Below are 24,615 nucleotides of genomic sequence, written 5' to 3'. Positions count from 1 at the left end.
ACTTACGAATAACGACTGACAGCCATCACTATGAATGAAAATGACCTCTTTTTTTCCCGCACCGAGCTGCTTATCGGGCGGGAGGCCATGCTGCGGATGGAGCGCGCGCGCGTGATTCTGTTCGGCGTGGGCGGCGTGGGTAGCTGGTGTGCCGAGGGCTTGGTGCGCTCGGGTGTCCGCCGACTGACGTTGGTGGACTCTGACCGTGTAAGCCCTACCAATATCAACCGCCAGCTGCCAGCCACGCGGCAGACGGTGGGGCGCGTGAAGGTGGACGTCCTCAAGGAGCGCCTCGCTGAGATCAACCCCGAGGCCGCGATCGACGCCATCGCAGGTGTGTACAATGCCGACACCTCGGCGTCGTTCGGTCTGGAGCAATACGATTACATCATCGACGCCATCGATAGCCTCCAGGAAAAAGTGCACCTCATCCGCACGGCTACACGCCTGCCGCAAGCCACTTTCTTCTCCAGCATGGGCGCCGCACTCAAGGCCGATCCGCAGCGAATCCGCGTGGCCAAATTCCGCCGCGTGGCGGGCTGCCCATTAGCGGCTGCGCTGCGCCGTCAGCTCAAACAGGGCGAACCACCTGCGCGCGACTTCCTCTGCGTCTACAGCGACGAAGTGCTCGAAAATCAGGGTGCACCATCCGCCTCGCTCGACGGCGCCAACTCGGCACCGGTCTCCACTTGGGACGCCCGCAAGGCACGCATCAATGGCACGTTGGCGCACATCACGGCCATCTTCGGCTTCACACTCTCTGGACTCGTTATACAAGACATCATACACAAAACCTCTGACTCACATGTGGGATAAACTCTATTACGGCAATTCGCTCCGAGATTGGGGCATATCGCTGCTGATCATCGTCGGCGTACTAATTGTCAACAAACTGATTTCGATCATCAACCGACGCGTCGTGCGCCGCATTGCGGAACGTAGCCGCACGCGCATTGACGATCTGCTCTCCGATGCACTCGAACCGCCCATCCTGCTCGGCGTGATACTGTTCGCTGTATGGATCTCGCTGGGGAGGCTGGATCTGGGCGTGAAGTTTCATCACTTTTTGCGCAACGCGTACGAGGTGCTCGTCACGCTCAACGTCACGTGGCTCTTCGCGCGTGTCATCGCCCGCCTGATCGAATCCGTGTTTACACCACGCGACGGGTCGGCCACCACGAGACTGAACATCAACACGCATCTCATCCCGCTGATTAAGCGCGGCGTGCTGATTGTTGTGTGGGCCATCGGTATCGTTATGGCCCTACACAATATAGGTGTGACCGTCACCACGCTGATGGGTACGCTCGGCATTGGCGGTATGGCCTTCGCCTTAGCGTCGCAAGACACGATCAAAAACATTTTTGGCGGTGTCACCATCTTCACGGATCAAACGTTTCAAATTGGTGACATCATCCGCATTGGCGACACGGAGGGGACGGTAGTAGACGTGGGTCTTCGCAGTACGCGCCTTCGCACCTACGACGGCCAGTTGGTGATCTTGCCTAACTCGCAACTGATCGACGCGGTAGTGACGAACATCTCCTCCGAGCCCGGGCGCCGCGTGGTGATTGATCTGGGGCTTACTTATGACACCTCTCCAGAGAAAATGCGTCAGGCGATGGCGATCCTCAGCAGCATGGACGACCGTGTACGTGGCGTGGAGCCTGGCAGCATCATAGCGGCCTTTGTCGCCTTTGCCGATTCATCGCTCACCATCCGGCTCATTTACTTCATCCGCAAATCGGCTGACATCTTAGGCACCCAAACGGAGGTCAACTTCGATATACTTTCGCAGTTCAATGCAGCCGGGCTTAACTTCGCCTTCCCCTCGCGTACGGTATACATCGATAAGGGGAGTGATCCATCGTAACGATTCATCCCATTACGTCTATACGTCGAAATAAAAAGAGAGGGAAGGCAGTATTCCACGCGAATACGGTCTTCCCTCTCCACTTTTTTGATAGCATAAAAATAGATCGAGGAAAATAGCAATATGTAAGTAAGATGCACCGATGATTACAATCAAAAGTGCAAACAGGTAACTGCATATAGCTATCGAATAAAATCAAGACATATATCATGCTACACTTTCCCACTTTTGAATGTGATCGAAGCAACAATCGCGCAACATGGTTACATATCGCGCAGTGATCGATGGAGTAAAATTGCAACAGGTTTACACCATATACACCTATCCATAGAGCGGCCTACATGATAAGTAATACGCGCGCAGTGATCAACGATGAGTGCATGCTGCATAATTGTTTATCGCGCAGAGATCAAGAATGGGACCATGCGACAATGTGCGATATACGCAGATGGTCAGAGGAAGCGTCTATCTACTTGCTAACTCGAAAACAAGGAAGAAATGGGCTAAAATCCGTGATTCGGGCCATGTATTTCACCAGAAATGGCTCCCGAAGGCGGTTTTTGGGCGTAAACCCGAGAAGAAACGGGCCTGAAACAGGGCTTTGGGGAGCGTCCGAGGAGCAAAACGGGGCCGTGAGGCGGGCTGTAGGTGCAAAACGAGGAGGCGATGCGCCCCGGGGCAATCGGTGGGAATACCTACTTTTGCGACCTCATCAATAATAGATTAAGCTAACAATGAAGTACAACACTGCCGAGAAACATTTGGCACAGCCTGAGTATGGGCGCAACGTTCAAAACCTGGTCGACTACTGCGTGACGATCGAAGACCGAGAGGAGCGCAACCGCTGTGCAAACGCGATTATCTCGATCATGGGCAACCTGTATCCCCAACAGCGCGACACGAACGACTTCAAGCATATTCTCTGGGATCATCTGGCCATTATGTCAGGCTTCAAGTTGGATGTGGACTACCCTTACGAGGTGGTTAAGGAGGCGGATTTGGAGACGCGGCCGCCGCGCATTCCGTACGTCAGCACCCGCATCCGGTCGCGCCAATATGGCAAGATCATGGAGCAGATGGTGGGCAAGGCGACGGAGATGGAGAACAGCGAGGCGAAGGACTACCTGGTGCGGTCGCTGGCGAACCAAATGAAGCGCTCCTACGTGACGTGGAATAACAAAGACACGGTGAGCGACGCGAAGATCTTCAAGGACTTGGCGCAGCTGTCCGACGGGCTGATCGACCTCAAGGAGGGCGACCTGAAGCTGATCGATGGACGCGAGCTGCAACAGGTGGCCGCAGCGGCGCAGCACCAGAACAAGAGCAAGAAATTCCGCAAGAAGAAATGAGCTCGTTCGTGATTGAGGGGGGGCACCGGATGCGGGGTGAGATCACGCCGCAAGGGGCCAAGAATGAGGCGCTGGAAGTGATCTGCGCCACGCTGCTGACGAGCGAGAAGATGGAGATCCGGAACGTGCCCGACATTCTGGACGTGGCCAACCTGATCCGCCTGCTGGCCGACATGGGCGTGAAGGTGGAGCATGTGGCGAAGGGTGCATACACGTTTCAGGCGGACGCGATCGACCTGAATTATTTGGAGACGGATGACTTCCTGCGTCGGGCGGGATCGCTGCGCGGGTCGGTGATGATGACCGGGCCGCTGTTGGCACGCTTCGGTCGGGCTGTGCTGCCCAACGTGGGTGGTGACAAGATCGGGCGACGGCGCCTCGACACACACATCTTGGGCTTCCGCAAGCTCGGCGCAGAGATGATCTACCATACGGCACGTCGCACGGGAGAGCTACGGGCAGAAAAGCTCCGTGGCACCTATATGCTGCTCGACGAAGCCTCGCTGACGGGAACGGCCAACATCCTCATGGCGGCCGTCATGGCCGAAGGCGTGACGACGATCTACAATGCGGCGTGCGAACCCTACATCCAGCAGCTCTCCGCGATGCTGATCCGCATGGGGGCGAAGATCTCGGGCGTGGGGTCGAACTTGCTGACCGTGGAGGGCGTGGGCTCGCTGCGGGGAACGACACACACCGTGCTGCCGGACATGATCGAGGTGGGCAGTTTTATCGGTATGGCCGCCATGACAGGCTCCGACCTGCGCATCAAGAACGTGAACTACGACCAGCTGGGGATCATCCCCGACGCCTTCCGTCGGTTGGGGATACAGATGACGCAGGAGGGCGACGACATTCATGTGCCGACGCATGAGGCGTACGAGATCGAGACCTTCATGGACGGCTCGATCATGACGATTGCCGATGCGCCGTGGCCGGGATTGACGCCGGACTTGCTGAGCGTGATCCTCGTCGTGGCGACGCAGGCGCGGGGCAGCGTGTTGATCCACCAAAAGATGTTCGAGAGCCGGCTCTTCTTCGTCGATAAGTTGATCGACATGGGCGCGCAGATCATTCTTTGCGACCCGCATCGGGCGACAGTCATCGGGCTGGGGCACCGCTTCCGGTTGCGCGGAGGAAAGATGACGTCGCCAGACATTCGCGCCGGTATCGCCCTGCTGATCGCCGCTATGAGCGCCGACGGAACGAGTCGGATGGACAACATCGAGCAGATCGACCGCGGCTACCAACACATCGACCAACGACTAAACGCCCTGGGGGCCTGCATCACGCGGGTGGATTGACGAACGCGGGAAGAGCTACAAGAGAACGCATGATTCGGAAAGAGGAAGTCACGGCCGTCGGTGAGCTTGTCAAGCCGCACGGCATCGCCGGTGAGATGGTGATGACGACGATGTACGATGGGCTGTTTGACGACATGGAGGATCCCTACCTCATTTGCGACATGGACGGCATCCTCGTGCCATTTTATATCGAGAGTTATCGCCCGCGGGGCGGCAGTTCGCTGCTGGTGAAGTTGGACGATGTGGACGACGATCGAGCCGCGCGGCGATTGGCCCATCACACGGTGTATTACCCCATCGACCGCCTGCCAGAGGATGATCCCGAAGGCGACGAACCGACGTGGGAGCGCTTCGTGGGCTATCAGCTGACGGACGCCGCGGGACACGCGGTGGGTACGGTGGACGGCGTAGATACATCGACGGCCAACGTGCTGTTTAGCGTCGATCGCGAGGGAGAAGAGTTACTGATCCCGGTGGCGCCAGAGGTGGTGCGCACGGTGGATCACGCCGCGCGACGCATCGCGGTGGATATACCCGAGGGACTGTTGGATTTGAACTAACCTGTTATGAAGAAGAGAGAGAAAAAGGCGGCGAGCCATAACGCGAAAAAGAAATCGTTTTGGAAGCGTATCCGCTTCAAGTATAAGCTGTCGTTCATCAACGAATCGACGCTGGACGAGGTGTTCAGCTTTCGAGTTTCGCAGCTGTGGTTTTTCTCTGCCGTCTGCCTGTTTGCGCTCAGCCTGATCATCATCACCTCGCTCATCATCATCACCACACCGATCCGCAACTATCTGCCTGGCTACCTCGACGCCGAGGTGCGTCGTGAGATCGTGCAAAGCGCCGTCAAGGCAGACTCGCTCGACGCGGCGCTGAAGCTACAACAGCGCTATCTGAGCAACGTCACGGCCATCATCACCGGCAAGATGAAGCCCGACTCTATTCACGCCGTCGACTCGTCATCCTACATCAACGCCGACTACAACATTCCCCGCTCGAAGGACGAAGCGGCCTTCGTCAAGAAGTATGAGGAAGAGGAGAAGTACAACCTCAGCTCCACCAACGCTCCACGGCTGACCGAAAACGCCTTCTTCTACAAGCCCGTCAACGGTGTCATCTCGTCGCATTACAACATCGAAAAGCGTCACTACGGCGTTGATCTCGTGGCCGGGATCAAGGAGAGCGTCGTGTCCACGCTGGAAGGCACCGTCATCTACACCGGCAACGACCCGGCCTTTGGCAACGTGATCGCCGTGCAGCACAAGAACGGCTTCACGTCCGTCTACAAACACAACGACATGCTACTGAAGGATGTCGGCGATCATGTAGTGGCCGGCGAGGCCATCGCACTGGTCGGTAACACCGGCAGACTCTCCACAGGCCCGCACCTGCACTTCGAGCTGTGGTATCGCGGCACGTCAGTCAACCCCGAAGAATACATTGCGTTCTGACAAACATGCATAAAAGACAAATTGCCCTGCTGGGCTCCACCGGCTCGATCGGCACACAGGCGCTCGACGTCGTCCGGGACAATACGGATCGCTTCGAGATCTACGCCCTCGTGGCACGACAAAACGTCGACTTACTCGCCCAACAGGCACGCGAATTCCGGCCCGAGGTGGTCGTGATTGCCGACGAACAGTATTACGCGCCGCTCAAGGAGGCGCTTGCCGACCTGCCGATGAAAGTGTGGGCGGGCGCGGATGCCATCGCCGACGTGGTGCAGATGGCGCCGGTCGACGTGGTGCTCACGGCGATGGTCGGCTATGCCGGGCTTCGTCCGACGCTCGCCGCACTGGAGGCGGGCAAGGCCGTGGCGCTGGCCAACAAGGAGACGCTGGTTGTGGCTGGCGAACTCGTCACGGCCACGGCTCGACGCACGGGCGCGCCGATCCTGCCTGTCGACTCGGAGCATTCGGCCATCTTCCAATGCCTCGTCGGACAAGACGCGAGCGCGGTGGAGAAGGTGATCCTCACGGCTTCCGGCGGACCATTCCGCACGACGACGCGCGAGGCGTTGGCCGACGTGACTCCGGCTGAGGCGCTGCGTCACCCGAACTGGTCGATGGGCGCCAAGGTGACGATCGATTCGGCGTCGATGATGAACAAAGGCTTCGAGATGATCGAGGCGAGGTGGCTGTTCGGCCTGCTGCCCGAGCAGATTGAGGTCGTGGTGCACCCGCAGTCGATCGTCCACTCGATGGTGCAGTTTGCCGACGGCGCCGTGATGGCTCAGCTGGGGACGCCCGACATGCACCTGCCTATCGCCTACGCCTTGGCCTACCCGCACCGACTGCGAAGCGCCACGCCACGGCTTGACTTCGCCCAACTCTCGACGCTCACCTTCGAGGCGCCCGACAGGGAGCGCTTCCGCAACTTGGACTACGCCTACGAGGCGGCCCGTCGCGGTGGCAACATGCCCTGCATCCTCAACGCCGCCGACGAGGTGGCCGTCGCGGCCTTCCTCAGCGGAAAGATCGGCTTCCTGGCTATGAGCAACCTCATCGCCGAAACGATGGCCCGCACGACGTTCATCGCCACACCGACGTACGACGATTACGTGCAGACCGACGCCGAAGCTCGGCGCATTGCAACAGAAATAACAGGTAGTCAGAAGTAGAATGGCTTCAAACTACTCCCCCTAACTACCCCCTACTACTTCTAACTACCCTTTGACTACCCAGGGCGAAAGCCCCGCAACTACCGCGGCCGCAGGCCGCATAACTACCCCTAACTACTCAGAGATAAATGGAAACCTTTTTGATCAAAGCCCTACAGCTCATCCTCAGCCTATCGATTCTTGTGCTGGTGCATGAGTTCGGGCATTTCCTCTTCGCCCGCCTCTTCAAGGTGCGCGTTGAGAAGTTCTACCTCTTCTTCGACCCCTGGTTCGCCCTGTTCCGGTTCAAACCCAAAAACAGCGACACGGAATACGGCGTCGGCTGGCTACCCCTCGGCGGATACTGTAAGATCTCCGGCATGATCGACGAATCGATGGACAAGGAGCAGATGGCGCAGCCCCCGCAGCCGTGGGAGTTTCGCTCCAAGCCGGCCGGACAACGGCTGCTGATCATGGTCGGCGGCGTGCTCTTCAACTTCCTCCTGGCCATCTTCATCTACTCGATGGTGCTCTTCACGTGGGGCGACACGTACCTGCCGCTCCGGAACGTCACGGCCGGCATGGAGTTCAGCCAGACGTTCCGCGAGATCGGCTTCCGCAACGGCGACATCCTGCTGCGCGCCGACGAGGAGCCTCTGGAGCGGCTGGACGAACACTGCTTGCGCCAGGTGGTCGGTGCGCGCACCGTCACCGTGCTGCGCGATGGACAGGAGACGGCCATCGCCATCCCTGCCGACGCCATGCAGCGTCTGCTCCGCAACAAGGATGGCTTCGCCAACTATCGCTATCCGGCGGTCATTAACAAGGTCGTTGCCGAGACGGCTCAGCAGGCCGGGCTGCGCGAGGGCGACCGCATAACGGCCGTCGACACCGTCGCCAGCGTGGCCTTCTCCGACCTCCGCGAGCAACTCTACGCCGACCGCGGACGCGAGGCCACGCTGCGCATTGTGCGTGCGGACGGCTCCACGGCGCAGATCATGGTGCCGATCGACTCGGCCGGCCATATCGGCGTGCAGATGCGTTCGCCGCTGTCGCTTTACGAGACCACGACGCGCACCTACAACCTCTTCACGGCCTTCCCCGCCGGCGTCGCCTTGGGCTGGAACACGCTCACGGGCTACGTGGGCGACATGAAGTACGTCTTCACCCGCGAGGGCGCCTCGTCGATCGGCGGCTTCGGCACGATCGGCAACATCTTCCCTGCGGCTTGGGACTCGCGCACGTTCTGGATGCTGACGGCCTTCCTGAGCGTCATCCTGGCCTTCATGAACATCCTGCCCATCCCGGCGCTCGACGGCGGGCACATCATGTTCTTGCTCTACGAGGTGGTGACGCGTCGCAAGCCGTCGGATAAGTTCCTCGAGTACGCCCAGATCGTGGGCATGGTGCTGCTCTTCGGCCTCCTGCTCTACGCCAACGGCAACGACGTGCTGCGCTTCTTCTTCCGAAGTTGAGCCCCCCCTTGCGGCTGCCGGCGAGGCGGCTGCGGGCACCGACGAATAATGCCGGATACATGATGAGGGAGGACGCTCCCCACATGTACCCGGCATTTCTTTGTCCGCCCCCGGCCCAACGAGGGCCAATGGATGCGCCCCAATCGGTGCGTCACCGCCCTCCGTCATTCCTCCGACTGATCGTCGTCAGGCTTCGCCGCGCCCCGCTTCCGCTGCCCGACCTTCTTGTTGTACGTCGTCTTGTAAGCGGCCGTCACCTTGTTCAAATCCTTGATCAGGGCACCGATCGCGGCGCGGTCTTCCTCATTGGCGGCATGCAAGAAAGCGGCTTCGATGTAGCAGCAAACGACGTCGTAAGCCTCGCTCGTCTCGGCGCGTGCCACGCGCGCATTGGGCAGATCTTCCCTCGGCGACTCCACCTGCCGCTGGAGGCGAAGCGCAACGAAGGAGTCGTTCAGGGCGAAAAGTTCCGTAAAGGAGTCGGTGAGTCCCAGCGTGGCGATGTCGTCCGTCAGTGTGCGCACGTCTTCCTTCAACCCTCGGATGTCAGCCGACTCCTCATCAAATGAGGCCCGCTGGATATTCGCGTAAGGCTTCAGCACACGTGCCAAGCGTGCGGCGGCCTCGGCCGTAGACTTTTTGGGCGATAGTTTTTGGCCGCGGACGATGGCAAAAATGCTCGTCAGCATCTTGTCTCGCTCTTTGTCGAGATCGCTCAGCTGCGTGACAAAAGCCGATTCTTTCACCGTCTTATTCACCTTCACCTCCCGGCTCAGCCGCCCGTTCCATATTTCCATCAGTCCAGCGGGAAATTTCAGTTTCGCCTGATCAAAATCCTTGATTCGATTGTATTGCTCATACTGAAACTCTACATGCAGCGCGATGGTAAAGTTCCATCCGCCGCGCTCTTCGATTTTAGCGACCTCTGGCAGGTCATTGCTTGTCGTTGTCATATGTATCTCGTCGTTTTAATGATCCCCAAAGGTCATTTTATTCGTTTGAACTCAAACAGGCGCCTGTTTACCATTGCACAGATTGCGTAGGCTCAAACAGGCGCCTGTTTACCATTACACAAATTGCAGGAGCCTAAACAGGCGCCTGTTTACCATTGCGCAGATTGCGTAGACCCAAACAGGCGCCTGTTTACCGTTACACAAATTGCAGGAGCCCAAACAGGCGCCTGTTTGACTTCGCGCTGGCCTCTGCCGAGGTAGGGAAGTTTTTCCTGGTACCCGGCCAAACTTCGCTGCCCCCGCAGGGGCCCTGTTTACCGTTACACAAATTGCAGGGAGCCCAAACAGGCGCCTGTTTGGCTTCTTAGTGCGTCATTTCTCCGTGTCCTTATACATGGCCTCAATCTCGGCGGCGTAGCGACGGGCGATGGCGCCACGACGGAGCTTGAGGGTGTCGGTCAATTCGCCGTCCTGGATGGTGAAGGGGCGCTGGAGAAGGGTGAAACGCTTGATCTTCTCGAACGAGGCGAAATGCTGCTGTGCCTCCTCGATGAGCGAACGGTAGAAGCGGATGATGTCCTCACGGGCGATGAGATCGGCACGGTCGGTGAAGGCTATGCCGCGGGCGCGGGCATGGGCCTCGAGGGCGTCGAAGGCAGGCACGATGAGGGCGCTGACGAACTTGCGCTCGTCGGCTATGACGGCGCACTGCTCGATGTAGGGGTTGCCGCCGAGGCTCATCTCGATCGCTTGCGGGGCGATGTATTTGCCGTTCGAGGTCTTGAAGAGATCCTTAATGCGCTCTTGGAAGAAGAGCGTGCAGCCGTCCTCCCCGAGCCTACCCGCGTCGCCGGTGCGGAAGTATCCGTCGGGCGTGAAGGCGCGGCGGGTCTCTTCGGGCTTACGGTAATACTCGCGCATGATGGTCTTGCCGCGGACAAGGATCTCGTTGTTCTCCGGATCGATACGGACGTCGATGTCGGGCATGAGGGTGCCAATGGAGCCGAGGGTGTAGCCCACGGTGGGGTAGCAGCAGACGGTGGCGGAGGTTTCGGAGAGGCCGTAGCCGTAGACGATGGGAATGTCGACGGAGAGGAGGAACTCGGCGATCTCGTCCGAGAGGGGCGCGCCGGCCACGGGGAAGATGTTGCCGCGCTCGATGCCGACGGCGCGTTTGAGGGCGCTGTAGACCGTCTTTTGGTAGAAGGCGAACTTGAGGGCCAGCGTGCGGGGAGGCGTCTCGCCCGTACGGCGATAGTTGAGGACATACTCGCGGCCGGTGCGGAGGGCGTCACGCAGGAGGCGCTGCATAGGCCCGGCGGCGCGGGTGAGGCGTTCGTTGGCGCCGGCGTAGACCTTCTCCCAGAAGCGCGGCACGTTGCACATGAGCGTGGGCCGCACTTCGAGCAGCGTCTGGCGGATCATTTTCGGGTCGCGGTTGATGGCGATGCGTACGCCGCGGCAGAGGCAGAAGTTGGTCCAGCCCTTCTCGAAGATGTGGACGAGTGGTAGGAAGCACATGGAGAGGTCACGCTCGGTGACCATCGGCAGACGGAGGGTGTGAATGCGCATCATCTCGCGAAAGTTGGCGTGAGTGATGACGACGCCCTTGGGCTCGCCCGTCGTACCGGAGGTGTAGATGATGAGGGCCACGTCGTCGTCGGTGGCCTCGTTGCGGCGGATGCGCGCGGCGGTTTCGGCGCGGGCGTTGTCACCGAGGCGGACGAACTCCTCGAAGAAGACGCTCGTCTCGTCGGTGGGATAACGGACGACGCTGCGGTCGAAGATGACGATCTTCCGGAGCGTGTCGCCCATCTCCTGTTGCGCCTTGTAGGCGTTGTTGTACTGCTGCTGTTCGCCGACGAAGAGCAGTCGGATGTTGGCGTCGCGGACGATGTATTTGATCTGGTCGGGCGATCCGGTGGGGTACATGGGCACTTCCACGGCGCGAGCGCCATAGGCACCGAAGGCGGTGTAGAAGTACTGGGGCATATTGGGGGCATAGATGCCGATGTTTTCCTGCACGCCGATGCCGTACTCGATGAGTGCCTGCGAGGTGAGTCGGACGCGGTCGGCAAAGGCGTTCCAGGAGATGCCGAGCCACTTGCCGGTGCGTGGATCGCGATGAAGCAGGGCGACGCGTTGGCCGTAGCGTTCGGCCTGATGGTGGATTAGTTCTGCGAAATGGGGAATCATAGTGAGCGAAAAACTAAAAGTGAAAGACTGTGGGGGGGAGAGAATGAGGGAATGAAAAACGAAAGGTGCTACTTGCCGCTGCCACAGATGTATCGCCCTGTGAAGCCGGTGATTTCGATGCCGAGACCTGATCTGGTTACACCATTACTCTTATAAAGGATTTTCCAATTCTTACGAGTGGCGTTTCGGCCGTTCGCGGCCAACACTTTGGGCTTGTCTGGATCGGGGGCGTCATCCCAATCATCTGTCCACGCAGGGAATAGCTCGCCGGGCTCCTTAGCGGTTCGATCGGGCAGGGCGCAATAGATGCGATCGAGAGCGGCGGCAGTCAACTGGTTTCCGTAACACTGCAGCAACTCGAGGGATTGATTGGCGCTCAAATCGAGCGTTGTAAGCCGGTTTTCGGAGCAGCGCAACGACTTCAGCGCCGTGTTCTGACTGAGGTCGAGTTGGATGATTTTGTTTTGCTGGCAATTGAGTTCCTCTAGTGCAGTGTGGGGACGGATATCCAACGCGGTCAGCTTGTTTCCCGAACAGATGAGACGGGTCAAGGCCGTGTTGCGGCTGACATCAATCGACCGGAACTCATTGGCAAAGCAGTTCAAATCAGTCAAAGCCGTGTTTCGGCTGACGTCGAGCAGGGTCAGTTGATTGATGCAGCAATCGAGCGACTTTAATGCGGTGTTTCGGCTCACGTCGATCTGTGAGAGGCCGTTTTCAGAGCAGCTCAACGAGATTAAGGCCGTGTTGTGGCTCACGTCAATCGTCCCCAATGCATTACTCGAACAGTCGAGCACCTTCAGCGCCGTATTACGACTCACATCCAATGTGGTCAAACCGTTGTGTGAACAGTTAAGCTCCTCCAGCCCGGTGTTCCAGCTCACGTCGAGCAGTGAGATCATGTTGTTCGTACAGTCGAGCGTCTTCAATCCCTGATTGTGGCTGATGTTGAGGTTGCTCACAGGGCCCTGCACGCCGCCGTTGAAGTCGAGTGGACCGAAGTCGACAAACGGTTCGTGACCAGCGGCGTAGCAATTCAGTCCGTTTACATTGCCATAGATCGTCATGGTGGACGTCTTCGGTAGGTAGACGTACTGTGTACCTACAGCGTCGCGCTCTCGAGAGTGAACCATAATGGTGCTGCAAATATTACCATAGACGATTTCCACCGGCGTATTGTCGGTGTCGGCTGTGAGATAGAAGTAGGCTCTTTTATCTTCGGGATCTAAGGAGAAAGCCGATTCAGCGTCCGGATCGCTTGTGATGGTGAGGACGATGTAGCGATCCCTATTCACCGTTTGAGCGGAGAGGGTAGCGGAAATGAAGGCTGTAGCAAAAAGGATAGTGAGCCACTGCGCTGTTAATTTGGTGGGGTTCATATAAAGGAGCTAAAAACTAAAAGTGAAAGACTATGGGGGAGAATGAGGAACGAAAATGATCCGGGTACATGGTCGAGATTATTTCCCTGCCCCGGCAGGGGCCGTCAGGGACGCTGGCCAAGTTCTCCTCTGAGATTGATGTAGCGCGTGCGGCCATCGAGTTTGAGGGGTTTGCACGGTTTGCTCTCGTTGTGATAGCGATCGACGGCGGTGACGACGTAGGTGTAGGGGAGCTCGAGGTCGCTGTCGCGAAGCTGGAAAGAGGGCTCGCCGGTGATGGCGACGATCATAGAGGCACGGCTGATGTCGCGGCGTTCGCCGAGGGGGAAGCGATAGACGACGTAACGCATGGGCGTCTTACGGGGTGCGCGAGGATCCTGCGGGGCGATGTCCCACACGAGGCGCGTGGCGCCGTCCGTCTGCGCGATGCGGAGGTTCTGCACGGCGTCGGGTCGGTCGGTGTAGGCTTTGGAGAGCGGCGGAGTGAGCGCGGGGTAGCGGTGCCAGATGCGGCGGAGGCTGTCGGCCACGTGACCGTTGTTGCGCAGCAGTTCGCCGGCGGGCCAGAAGATGTGTCCGTCGACGCGCTTCGCCTCGCGCTCCTCGATCATCTTTTGCGCCAGTTGCCCGGCCTTCATGGTGCGGGCCACGTCCTGCCCGATGTAGAGCGGAGTGCGCGTCTTGAGGCCGCTCCACCAGTGGATGAGCGTCGAGTAGTCGGCCGACTTGTGGCCGATCTCCCAATAGAGCTGCGGGGCGCAGTAGTCGATCCAGCCGTTCTTCATCCACAGCACCACGTCGGCATAGAGGTCGTCGTAGTCTTGCAGCCCGCGCGTGTCGCTGCCGTGGCGGTCGGACGACTTGTTGCGGTAGATGCCGAAGGGGCTGACGCCAAAGCTGACCCACGGCTTGGCCGAGGCTACGGTCATCTTCAGCTCGCGGATCAGGAGGTTGATGTTGTTGCGGCGCCAGTCATCGCGGCGGTTGGCGGAGAAGCCCGCGGGCGGACCGTAGCGGGAGAAGCTCTCCTCGTCCGGGAAGGGCTCGCCGGCGACGGGGTAGGGGTAGAAATAGTCGTCGATATGGATGCCGTCGATGTCGTAACGGGTGACGATGTCGCGCACCACGCCGCAGATGAAGAGGCGGCAGTCGGGGATGCCGGGATCGAAGAGCGTCATGCGGTTATAGCGCACGAACCACTCGGGATGGCGGCGGTAGATGTGCGTTTCGGCAAAGTCCTCAAAGTCCGTTGCGCCGGCGCGATAGGGGTTGAGCCAGGCGTGAAACTCCAGCCCGCGCAGGTGGCAGGCTTCGATGAGGTAGGCCAGCGGATCGAACGCCTCGTCCTCGGGCGCTTCGCCCTGGCGACCCGTCAGCCAACGGCTCCAGGGCTCGTAGCGGGAGGGGTAGAAGGCGTCGGCCTCGGGGCGGATTTGGAAGAAGATGGCGTTGATGCCATAGCGTTTCAGGCGGTCGAGGCGCTGATCCATGAGCGCGCGAAAGTCGTCGGCCGAGAGTCCGCGGTAGTCGTTCTGGTAGATGGTCTGAAACCACGCGCCGCGAAATTCGCGTTTGGGATAGATGCGTTTTTCCTGCTTCACGAGGCGCGATGTGGTGCATGCGCCGAGGCTCAGGAGCAGGGCGAGGGCAAGGAGTAGTTTGTTGCGCATAAGGGTAGATGATTAGTGATTCGTTTCGGCGATGATCTCCTCGAGTCCGCGGCGGAGGTTGTATTCGGGCGTGAAGCCCAGCTCGTGGCGCAGGGGGCTGACGTCGCAGATCCAGTTGCGTTGCTTGAGGATGTGATACTTGTCGGTGTTGAGCGTGGCGGGTCGGCCGGTCATGCGCCCGATGGCCTCGGAGACGGTGCAGACCACGCGCGCCAACCAGAGCGGGATGCGGGCGTGGAGGACGTGCCGACGGTGGAGCAGCTCCTGGATGAGGCCGGCGAACTCGTCGTCGGTGTAGACGTCGCCGTCGGCCACGAAGTAGCTGCGGCCTACGGCCTCGGGGCGCTCGAGGGCCAGCCGGACGACGCGCGCCAGGTCACGAGCGTAGATGAACGTGAGGCGCTGGGGCGTGCGGCCGATCTTGAAGTCGAAGCCCGCGCGGATGCTCTCGATCTCCATTCCATAGTCGCGGTCGCCGGGTCCGTAGACGCCCGTGGGCCGGAGGATGGTGTAGGGGATCGTCGTCTGCTCGCGGACGCACTGCTCGGCGGCCAGTTTGCTGCGGCCGTAGATCGATTCGGGCCGAGGCTCATCGTCGGCCGAGATGGGTCGGAAGGTGCGTTCGTCGCCGCGGCCGAAGGCGCTGAGGCTGCTCATCAGCACAAAGCGATCGGGGCGCGTGGCCTGGCCGCCGGCGTTGAGGGCAGCCAGAAGGCGGCGGGTGTATTCGGTGTTGACCTCGAAGAAGTCGGCCGGGCGGACGGTCTTCGTCACGCCCGCGTTGTGGACCACGCCGTCCCACCGCCCATGCTCGGCCGCATGTTCGCGCACTTGGGCGGCGAGCGCCTCGGCGTCGGCATAACGGAGGTCGATCAGGTGAACGCGGTCTTTGGGCAACCGGCCGATGGAGCTGCTGCGTCGCACGCCCGCCCAGACCTCATATCCGCCCTCCAGCGCCTCCCGGACAAGGTGTCCGCCGATGAATCCGCTGGCTCCAGTGATCAGTATCTTTTTCATGCCCGCAAAGGTAGGATGGCTGCGGCCTTCAGCGAGGCCGGTACACAAGCCTGCAAATCGCGGGGCCGTGTGAATTAGATTTATGGAGATTCCATAGAGTCATTCGGCGGCAGAAAGGCGTTTTGCGAGATTATCCTCCTTTTCCCGCCGCGCGAAACCGATCTCCGAAACTTTTAGACGCCTTCCCGCCGCACGAAGCCGTTTTCCGAGGCATTTTTCCCCTTTCCCGCCGCGGGAAATGACTTTTCGAAGAATTTTCCCCGTTTCCCGTCGCAAAAAGTGACTTTTCGGAGAATTTGATCGATTTCCCGCCTCATTTTGGCGTTTCCAGAAAATTTTGATCGATTTCGTGCGGCGGGAAGGCATTTCGCAAAGTCCGAGATCGGTCTCGCGTTTCATTTTGGCGTTTCGAGAGACCGGAAATCGGCTTTGCATTTCAGGAGACAGAATAACGAAGAGCCAAGCCGTGCCGACCTTCGTTTTTAGAGGCCAAACGGAAATGACATCACAAATAATCGTCCCAATCAATTGTTAGGAGATATCCGGGGTAGGGACGCATCGCATACGCCTATGAGCATGCAAGCCCCCCCAATACACCGAATCCCCGACACGGGCCTTTACGAGGCTGTGCCGGGGATTCTTTTATAAAGGTGGGGCGGACCCTCTCTCAGTATCCACCCACACCCGAGGACACTAACAGAAGCGTCCCCATATGGACTCATGCTTACTTCACAATCACCTTATGAACGGAGCCGTCCTTGAGGGTGATCACGTATGCACCGCGACTCATCGGGATCGACGTGTCGCCTTCGGGCAAGTCTACCTTACGAACAAGCTGTCCAGCTACGGAGTAGATGCTGGCGATGTCAGCACGATCAACGCGGATGTAGATCATCTCGCCGTGCGACCAAACGGCCGTGCCTGCCAACAGTTGGTTGGAGACGTAGTCCGGGCCGATCGACAGCGTGATATCCTGCTGTACGTTCGGAACGACATACTCGTATTCACCGTTGGCATTCTTTGTGCCCGTCAGCATTTCCGGTACACCGTTTACTGTACGGTTCGTGCGTACGGCCAGCGGCTTGGAACCTGAATAGGTGGCCTTGAACTTGAAGTTGCCACGGCTCTTCACATCCCAAATACCTGCGCCTGGATCTGTCTTCACGCCTGATACGGATGGGAGCGTCACCGTGCGATTGATATCTACCGGTTGAGCATCACCAACGCAGACGTAGACAACACCATCCGTTCCAAGGTTCAGGTGCAGCGGATACTCCTCGCCATCGATTTTCACCTTACGTGGATTGAGCTTGAGTTGGTTCAAGCTGTTCGGCGTAACCGACTTGTAATAGATGATCGGATAGCAGCGCTTTTCGATCTTCTCGCAAGGACGAATCTCGATGTTCACGTCTACCGAACCGTAGGTCGTCAGACGATCTACCTCGATGGCGTCGCTGTATTCACCGTTCAGACCCTTCGACGTACCCACGGAGAAGTGCAGCTGTGCACCGACGTCGAGACGAAGATCCTTCATACGTTGCGTACCACACATCTGCTCATAGCACATGCCTTTGAGACGCAGCGAGGTGAAGCCCGCGTTCAGGTGTCCGCCATTCTCTACGTGCACATCAGAGTGGATGAAACCGAAACCACCGAAGATGGACGTCGTGATCACGTCGAGTGCCAAGTCGTCCGAAGTCCAAAGCTCACTATACGGGGTACCGCACGCGCCAATCGGCTCCATGTGCAGGTGCTTGGTATAAATACCGGCATAATCCTTCGAACCCATCTGCTCCTCAGAGATCAGCTCGAGGTGAGCGTCACGCTCGTGCTTCTCGTCGGCGAAGAGGTCTACTTGGTTGCGGATCTTAAACGTATCGGTACGAATCTGTGCGTTCTGTACCGCACCACCCTTCACGTGGTCGAACGAGTCAGTGAGGCAGGTGAGGACGGTATGATCGAAGATAACCGTATTGAGGCGCTCCATATATGCGTCGTCGCCAAACTTGATCGTGATTGTATCCAACATATGCAGCGGATCCTTGCTGAAGCGGATGTAACGATAGCAGGGTACGCACTCGGTGATGGCGTCGCAATCGTCCTTTTTCGCTTCAACGAACGGAGGCGTCTTACGCATGTGACCGAACTTCATAATCGGCAGATCTTTGTGGAGACCACTCCAAGTGGAGAGCTTTATGTTCTTACCTTTCTTGATGAAGTCGCTATGGAAGATCAAACTATCGGCCTTCAGCGTAATTTCAGTCTTAGAGCCCTTATCTTTTTCCGAATCAAGAGTCATATCACCAAACGTCTCTATTACCGGTGACCAAAGCATAACCTCTTGGTTGTGCGCTTCGATATAAGCATCGTCGTGGAAAGTCATACGCGAAACCATATGCAGGTAATCGTGTCCGCAGTTCGTTCCGTCGCACGGTGTGGGGCAAGTCGGCGTATTCTCGAAAATGTTCACGTTCCAGTTACCCTTGTTGGCTTGGGTCTTCATGAAGAGACCGTAGCCCGTGACTGTCTCACCGTGCAGGGTGCCTGTACCCGGTACGCTACCCATACCGTCACCGCTACCACCGAGATACTCAAACCTCTTGTAGACGTCGATGTAGTCCGAAGCCACAGCTGCAAAACCACCCTTGGTGATAGCCGTTCCGTTGGCATCCTTATCAAACTTCATCAAGAACTTACGAGCCTTGTTTTCGCTTGAGATTGCATCGCAATGAAGATCATCACCGCATCCACCAAGTGCTCCGCCAATATATCCTTCGCCTACCTTCTTCAGACTGCCATCATTGCACTTTTCATAATCCTTGCTCAGGAACGGATCATGACGCGTACCAATGTTTTGCAGACCTCCATAGTTCAACTTGATGTTATTGTCTGCACCGACAAATACGCTACCGCTTGCACCGTGTGCTTTGAATTCAAAATCTTGCAGATAGACGTTGTTACGTTCTTCTTTACAACCACAGAAGTCACTGTGCTCCAAATCGGCAATATTTTCGATCTGCGCCAAGAAGAGCAAGCTACCCGTCATCGTATCTACGTTGAACGGATTACGCATATCAATGTCGCCAAAGCGTGTGCGGAAGACTACATTGCCCGTAGAACTCGGATCCTCGAAGCTCAGGTAAGCACCCTTGTTGAAGATGATGTTACCACGGTTACCGGCATCTACCGTCAGATCGCCCTTACCACCACGATAGAACAACCCCCAGTCATGATTATTCGTCGCTATAGTATTGGCTCCGGGATAGGGACGATTACAGTGGTTTACACCGGAGATAATACCTGCATTCTCGTAGTACTGCAAAGCACGCCCGGAGCGATTGTGGAGTATGCTATCGCCTTCATTACCGCAACGCCAAAGACCGGAGAATGGTATTGAGATCACGGTCGGGTGATCACTACCCGTCGGTTGATTAACGGCAATGTGTGAGAAGTAGATATTACCACCAGCCAGTCTCGATCCATCATCCGGTACGGAATTGCGATCCGTTTTCTCTTCCCAACCAGCCTTGATCCACAAGTGACCCTTCGTATTGGTACTTGGAATCGTGTAGATAAACCGGTTCTTATCATATGACACATTGTTTGCCAATGGGTGAATACACGACGCAGACGGTCTCTGCTGCATGATATAGCCATTGTTCATTGTGGCTACGTATTGATAGGGATTCTGCGTCGGGGTATTGTCGTTATATCCAAGATAGATATCGCCCTTGTGCGAGATGATCTCCATCGTATCACCCGTAGAGGCCTCATCCACGTAGTCCAGCATGGCTGTCCAAATATGGTTTTCGGCTTTCAGCTGCGTCATGCCAGCTGCCGTGTTGTTACGATTGATTCGAACAGAGTCGAAGAAGTGGATATTACCACGACGACCGGTAGTAGTAAAGTTCCCTGGAGATGCATGTGTCGCATCATGGCGCCAATCCTCAGCGAGGAAGGAGATTGTGCTATCACTCTTGTAGGCAATCGTTACGGGGCGCTCCGTCTGGATATACCCACCGCGGGAGAGCCATGTCAACGGACCTGCCGAAGTGGCAGCTCCATAGGCAAAGTCTACACGTCCCACCGTATTGATGTTACGTTCAGCCTCCCATAAGGTGATGGTCTTCGATGATTGTGGAACGGAGAACGTGATCGGAGCCTGGCGTGAGTCGCAGGTTCCGTTGGCTGCGTCCTGATTGGAGAGGATGTCATTCTCCGCATAGAGGTAGATCAACGATCCAGCATCCTGACCTTTACCCGTAGGCTCGGTATAATTAAAGGTGTGCTCCACATCGATGTTATTATTCGTATTAAACGTACCACAACCTGCCCAGAGCTTCGTAAGCGCTGCACCGGTATTGCTGCGCTCGAGGTTCACCAATGAGTTGGTCAGGATATAGCCATTCCGTGCATGCAGCACGACCGTGTCATTCACTTCAGTCTCGACCTTGAATTCATTTCTCAGAGACGGATGATTGTTTTCATACTCTCCAGTCACACCGCCCAACGTGATATTTCGGACAGCTAACAGACCAAGGCTGGCCCAGTCTTTCGCATTGCTCGTAAACTGGAAATGTACGGCATTGTGCGTCGTAATGTCCCGTCCGGCTTGCCAGATCGTGCGTCCTGCACCTTCCTGTTTGAAGTTCACACCATTCGTGAGCGTAGATGGATGATTCTTTCCAAGATAAGTATGGATATCATTCCCTGCATACCACGTAATGTTTCCCGACGCAGTGTTTGTGCTTTCAAAGTCCGTCTTGCTGCGGGTAATGATGTCGTGGTTCGCATGCCAGATTACGTCGCCTTCCTTTTCGTTCTTGAATGTAACCAAGAAATGGTCGGAGCCATCCGCACCAGTACCACCGTTGTTCGTCAGAATGTCGTTGCAAGCATGCCATTCCATGTTGTACTTGCTCGCTTGATTGTGGAACTCGATCTTGCTCTTTGTGAGAATGTCGTTTCCTGCCTTCCATGCATTTCTACCTGCAGTGGCAGTTGTCTGCTCAAACTTGATCAGTTCGTTACCTGCACTTGTAATGATATTGCCAGCGGCCAGCCAAGTCATCGTACCCGCACCGTTAGCTTCTGTCGAACTATTGGTAAATGTGATACCGCCACTTCCAGCTTTTGCATCGATGTTACCCTTAGCATGCCAGTTTGTGCGACCCGTTCCAGTCTGTTCAAACTTCAAAGCGTTACTGCCATTTACAACATTGAGCGTAGTGGCCTCCCAGAGCATATTGCCTTTTCCGGTGGACTTCCACTCTACGGTGTTCAACTCATGTCCTGAGCTACCAGCCTGTATCGTACCTATTGCACGCCAATACATATTGCCATCTGAGGTTTCCCACTTAGCCGTGACATCGTTTGTGGTGATATTGCCTCCAGCATTCCAGAAAATGCGATCGCCTGCGGTCGATGTGGCGCTCTTCCAGTTTGTTGTGTTGCCTGTGCCCAGCGTAATGTTTCCATTGGCCAGCCATGAAGCCGTAGCCGTACCGGTGGCGGAAGCACCAACCTCCCACTTAAGCGTTTTGCCGTTTCCGGTAGTGATGTTGCCCATCGCTTGCCAGCGTGCATAACCTGAGCTATTCACCTTTACCTCACTATCATCTAAACTCTTGATGTGTCCGCCACCCATAAAATTAAGAGGCGTACAGTCGCCAGCATAAGGCTGTCCGGTAATAGCGCCCTGTAAGCCATATCTAATGTCCGGCCCTAAGTGCGGAATGCGCTCATACTTTTCCGTTCTACACCAAGAATAGGTGGGCTGTGGGCAAAGCGTTGGCCATGTTAAGGCGGCTAAAGTGGGCGTACTTCCAGCACCATCAAAGCCGAATACATTATAGTTACCGGATCCGTTTACTTTGACATCCTCTTTCACCTTCAGCTCAACTACGCCACCCATCAATGAAGTGTTCCCAGCGGCCATTGTGATCACGTGCGCAGAGCCGGTATTCATCGTAAAGGTACCTTTGGCCATCAGCAAGATATTACCACCTGCACCCGTTGCTGGAATCTTGTTTTTGAAGTCCACGTTGCCCATCGTATTAAAGATTTGCAACTTGCCTGCAGACATCGCAGTTGGGAGGGTCATCGTGGTTTCTACCGTGATGTTATTGGTGCCGTAGTTACCTACGTTAGCCGTTCCAGTAGCAGGAATACATACACCGGTATACACGTTCGCCCCTCTTCCGGAAAATCCGTAAGGGTAAGTATTGGTACCACCTGTAGGCGCTTTGACCGTCATCTTGTTTTGACCCTGAGTGGCTGCGCCCATCAGAATCGTACCACCCGTTGCACTGGTTATGATAGCACTTGCTCCGGGAACGAAATCGCCCTGAATACCCAACACAGCGTCTGTACCTAATTCTGCACCACCGGCTGTACCCCAATTGATCGTACCATTACTTACAATGCTCGCTGCATCAAAGTTCTTATCGTTCATCAAGGTATAATAGGCCGCCGGCAAGTTCAGTGTGGCATGTGAATTAGTATGACCTCCTGCACCCACACTATAGGTACCGATACCTGTCAATCGAACATGGCCTCCAGCTAATAATGTGATTATACCAGGGACGTAGCCACCTTGTGTAGATGCCGTAGAAGTGTATTGAACGGATGGCCAAGAACCAGAACTCTGTAGATGAGAAGTGCCAGACCAATACCAACATGAAGCTGGACAAGTCCCTGGTGTGGAAAGTGTGTAGAAATAATAGTACCAAGGGTTGTCCAAGAATTGAAAGCCTTCCAACTGCCAAGGGGATCCGCTTGATGAGCCTGCATCGACTGTGATATGCGTTGCGGCACTATATACAGAAGCAGGAACGGATGATCCTATATGTCGGACACCAGTACCATCAGGAACTGATGGACCACTTGTAGGGGCAATGAGGGAAGTACTACCTCCAGCATTACAATGAGGAGAGGTCCATGACCCTCCCACGGAAGCCACATTCGCAGCATTTACGACGATATTGTTCGTATTCCCGACTGTGACACGTCCATTTCCAGGGTTTGCCCAGGCCACCGTTCCACCCCACCATCCGGCATTTGCACCACGAGGGGTAATTGTACCAGTCTCTCCCGGGCCAAAGTTATTATCCGGATTGCTCCAGCCGCCTGAACCAATCGTATAATGAGCGCTACATGATGAACTGTTATATGGACCTCCGGTATCGTGCCCATGCATAGTTTGCCCCCACGCGACTCCGCCGCTGCTGCCGAAGAGGAGCGCTGCGGCGATGAGGGGTTTGACTACTGAAATAAGTTGTTTCTTTTCCATACCTGTATCTGTTTTTGAAGTTTGAAAATGAGGTTCCCCCGCGGCCTCTCTACATTCCCCTTGCGGGGCGAAGAGAGGCGTGCGGAGGTGACCCGTTATGAAATTACTTGAGTTATCAATTAGGAATGCGTAAGGGGGAAAGACCGACAGTTCTTCGGAGTGGGCCGCCCCTCGCCTCTGACGAATGTCGCGTCCGGGGGAGGGGGGCGCCATTGCTCCTAACCATCTAATCGTGTGTGTACGTTTACTCTTCGGGCAAATGAATCTCCGGCGTTCCGCCGCCACCCGCTTCGGGCTTTTTCGGAGGCTCGGGAGTGCCACCGCCGCCCGTTTCGGGCTGCTTGGGCTTCTCCGGCGTGCCGCCGCCACCGGCCTCGGGTTGCTTGGGCTTGCCGTCCTCAGGCAGACGAATGTCCGGATCGTTGTCTTTGGGTTTGCGCGGCTTTTTGGGCTCTTTCGGCTCCTTGGGTGCGTTGGGATCGTCGGGGGCCTTGTCGCTGCGGTCGTTGCGATAGGTGGCTGCGGCGGACTTGACCATCTCGTTGATGTCGAGGTAGAGCGTGTCCCAAGTGGGGAGATCCTTCATGGCCTCGAGCAGGTTGAGGTAAGCCGTGAGGGCCTTCTGGAGACGCGCCCGAGCAGCTGTGGCTGGGGGCAGTTTGCGCAGTTCTGCGTTGGCTTCGGCCTGCACGGCGTAGAGGTCTTCGAAGGCGTTCTGACGTTTTTTCAGCTCCTCGTAAGCGGGTTTGAACTTGAGGGCCTCGAAGCGAGCCTCGTTTTCAGGCTTGTCCAACTCCTTGAAGATGACGACCATCTGCGCCGTCTCAGCCACATAATTCATGCGCTCTACGTTGGCGCCATACTGTTCGAACACCTTGTAGAGGGCTGCCGCATCGGCGGCGTTAGGCAGGGGTAGCTCTTTGTAGCCCTTGAGTAAGGTGCGGAGGGCGGTGAACGTCTTGTCGCGCGCCACGTCTGCGGCCACGATTTCGTTGCCCTTCCCGCTGTAGGTCAGTTTGCCGTAAAGGTCTTCGAACTCTTTCGACTCCTTTTCAAGCGACTTGAGCAGTTCGTGCTCCTCAACAATCTTGAATTTTCCGTTCTTGGACGATTTGACTACGCGCTGTGCCAAACCGCCTAAAGCTCTGGTTGATAGTCTTGTTAATGCTATATTCATCGTCTATATCATAAAATAAAATTCTGCTCTGCATTACCCTTCCATACTCCTACGGCAACCTCCCGCAATCTACTGGAAACCTTCGTAAGCCTCCGAAAGCCTCCTGCAACTTGCGGGAGATGTTTGTACCCCTACGGAGTATCTCCTGCAACTTGTGGGAGATGTTTGTACCCCTACGGAGTATCTCCTGCAACTTGCGGGAGATGTTTGTACCCCTACGGAGTATCTCCTGCAACTTGCGGGAGATGTTTGTACCCCTACGGAGTATCTCCTGCAACTTGCGGGAGATGTTTGTAGCCCTACAGTGATCTCCTGCAACTTGCTGGAGACGT

At 56.8% G+C, this 24,615-nt stretch carries 16 protein-coding genes; 8 read left to right on the top strand and 8 right to left on the bottom strand.

Annotated elements, in window-relative coordinates:
* Positions 1-30 precede the first annotated feature (30 nt).
* The 8 genes from C7123_RS09975 (at position 31) to rseP (ending at position 8,600) form a co-directional block, all read left to right on the top strand.
* Positions 31-816, top strand: coding sequence for a tRNA threonylcarbamoyladenosine dehydratase (locus C7123_RS09975; RefSeq protein WP_037997230.1), 786 nt, complete (start codon positions 31-33; stop codon positions 814-816).
* A complete protein-coding gene (locus C7123_RS09970; RefSeq protein WP_069174929.1) occupies positions 806-1,873 on the top strand; it encodes a mechanosensitive ion channel family protein in 1,068 nt (355 codons plus the stop codon). Before C7123_RS09975 ends, C7123_RS09970 begins: the two co-directional genes overlap by 11 nt.
* A 734-nt stretch (positions 1,874-2,607) precedes the next feature.
* Positions 2,608-3,222, top strand: coding sequence for a DUF4290 domain-containing protein (locus C7123_RS09965; RefSeq protein ID WP_069174928.1), 615 nt, complete (start codon positions 2,608-2,610; stop codon positions 3,220-3,222).
* Positions 3,219-4,526 carry a UDP-N-acetylglucosamine 1-carboxyvinyltransferase gene (gene murA / locus C7123_RS09960; protein WP_069174927.1) on the top strand — a complete coding sequence of 436 codons (1,308 nt, stop codon included), beginning with the start codon at positions 3,219-3,221 and terminating at the stop codon, positions 4,524-4,526. Before C7123_RS09965 ends, murA begins: the two co-directional genes overlap by 4 nt.
* Before the next feature lie 29 nt (positions 4,527-4,555).
* The gene (rimM, locus tag C7123_RS09955) at positions 4,556-5,086 is read left to right on the top strand and encodes a ribosome maturation factor RimM (protein ID WP_069174926.1); all 531 of its coding nucleotides are present in this window, start codon (positions 4,556-4,558) and stop codon (positions 5,084-5,086) included.
* 6 nt (positions 5,087-5,092) lie between these two features.
* Positions 5,093-5,977 carry a M23 family metallopeptidase gene (locus C7123_RS09950; protein WP_037985203.1) on the top strand — a complete coding sequence of 295 codons (885 nt, stop codon included), beginning with the start codon at positions 5,093-5,095 and terminating at the stop codon, positions 5,975-5,977.
* Positions 5,978-5,982: 5 nt separating this feature from the next.
* Entirely contained in the window at positions 5,983-7,146 is a 1,164-nt protein-coding gene (locus C7123_RS09945) for a 1-deoxy-D-xylulose-5-phosphate reductoisomerase (protein WP_069174925.1), read from the top strand.
* Positions 7,147-7,274: 128 nt separating this feature from the next.
* Positions 7,275-8,600, top strand: coding sequence for an RIP metalloprotease RseP (gene rseP / locus C7123_RS09940; protein ID WP_069174924.1), 1,326 nt, complete (start codon positions 7,275-7,277; stop codon positions 8,598-8,600).
* Positions 8,601-8,764: 164 nt separating this feature from the next.
* Here the strand turns inward: rseP and C7123_RS09935 are convergent, their stop codons facing one another.
* The 8 genes from C7123_RS09935 to C7123_RS09905 form a co-directional block, all read right to left on the bottom strand.
* Positions 8,765-9,553, bottom strand: coding sequence for a DUF6261 family protein (locus tag C7123_RS09935; RefSeq protein WP_069174923.1), 789 nt, complete (start codon positions 9,551-9,553; stop codon positions 8,765-8,767).
* 372 nt (positions 9,554-9,925) lie between these two features.
* Complete coding sequence (locus tag C7123_RS09930; RefSeq protein ID WP_037998429.1) at positions 9,926-11,749, bottom strand: AMP-dependent synthetase/ligase; 1,824 nt, start codon at positions 11,747-11,749, stop codon at positions 9,926-9,928.
* A gap of 68 nt (positions 11,750-11,817) precedes the next feature.
* Positions 11,818-13,128 (bottom strand): leucine-rich repeat domain-containing protein, encoded by a 1,311-nt coding sequence (locus tag C7123_RS09925; RefSeq protein ID WP_069174922.1) that lies wholly within the window; start codon positions 13,126-13,128, stop codon positions 11,818-11,820.
* A gap of 104 nt (positions 13,129-13,232) precedes the next feature.
* The gene (locus tag C7123_RS09920; protein ID WP_069174921.1) at positions 13,233-14,798 is read right to left on the bottom strand and encodes a glycoside hydrolase family 10 protein; all 1,566 of its coding nucleotides are present in this window, start codon (positions 14,796-14,798) and stop codon (positions 13,233-13,235) included.
* 12 nt (positions 14,799-14,810) lie between these two features.
* Positions 14,811-15,815 (bottom strand): NAD-dependent epimerase/dehydratase family protein, encoded by a 1,005-nt coding sequence (locus C7123_RS09915; RefSeq protein ID WP_069174920.1) that lies wholly within the window; start codon positions 15,813-15,815, stop codon positions 14,811-14,813.
* A gap of 99 nt (positions 15,816-15,914) precedes the next feature.
* Positions 15,915-16,214, bottom strand: coding sequence for a hypothetical protein (locus tag C7123_RS12980; protein WP_159049895.1), 300 nt, complete (start codon positions 16,212-16,214; stop codon positions 15,915-15,917).
* Positions 16,215-16,539: 325 nt separating this feature from the next.
* Positions 16,540-23,106: a hypothetical protein gene (locus C7123_RS09910; RefSeq protein ID WP_159049894.1), complete on the bottom strand. Its 6,567-nt coding sequence runs from the start codon at positions 23,104-23,106 to the stop codon at positions 16,540-16,542.
* Positions 23,107-23,350: 244 nt separating this feature from the next.
* Positions 23,351-24,283 (bottom strand): DUF6261 family protein, encoded by a 933-nt coding sequence (locus C7123_RS09905; RefSeq protein ID WP_216820853.1) that lies wholly within the window; start codon positions 24,281-24,283, stop codon positions 23,351-23,353.
* Between the last annotated feature and the right edge of the window lie 332 nt (positions 24,284-24,615).

Source organism: Tannerella serpentiformis (assembly GCF_003033925.1).
Taxonomy (GTDB): domain Bacteria; phylum Bacteroidota; class Bacteroidia; order Bacteroidales; family Tannerellaceae; genus Tannerella; species Tannerella serpentiformis.
The sequence above is the reverse complement of the archived record's forward strand: the minus strand, read 5'-3'. Positions and strand labels throughout refer to the sequence as shown.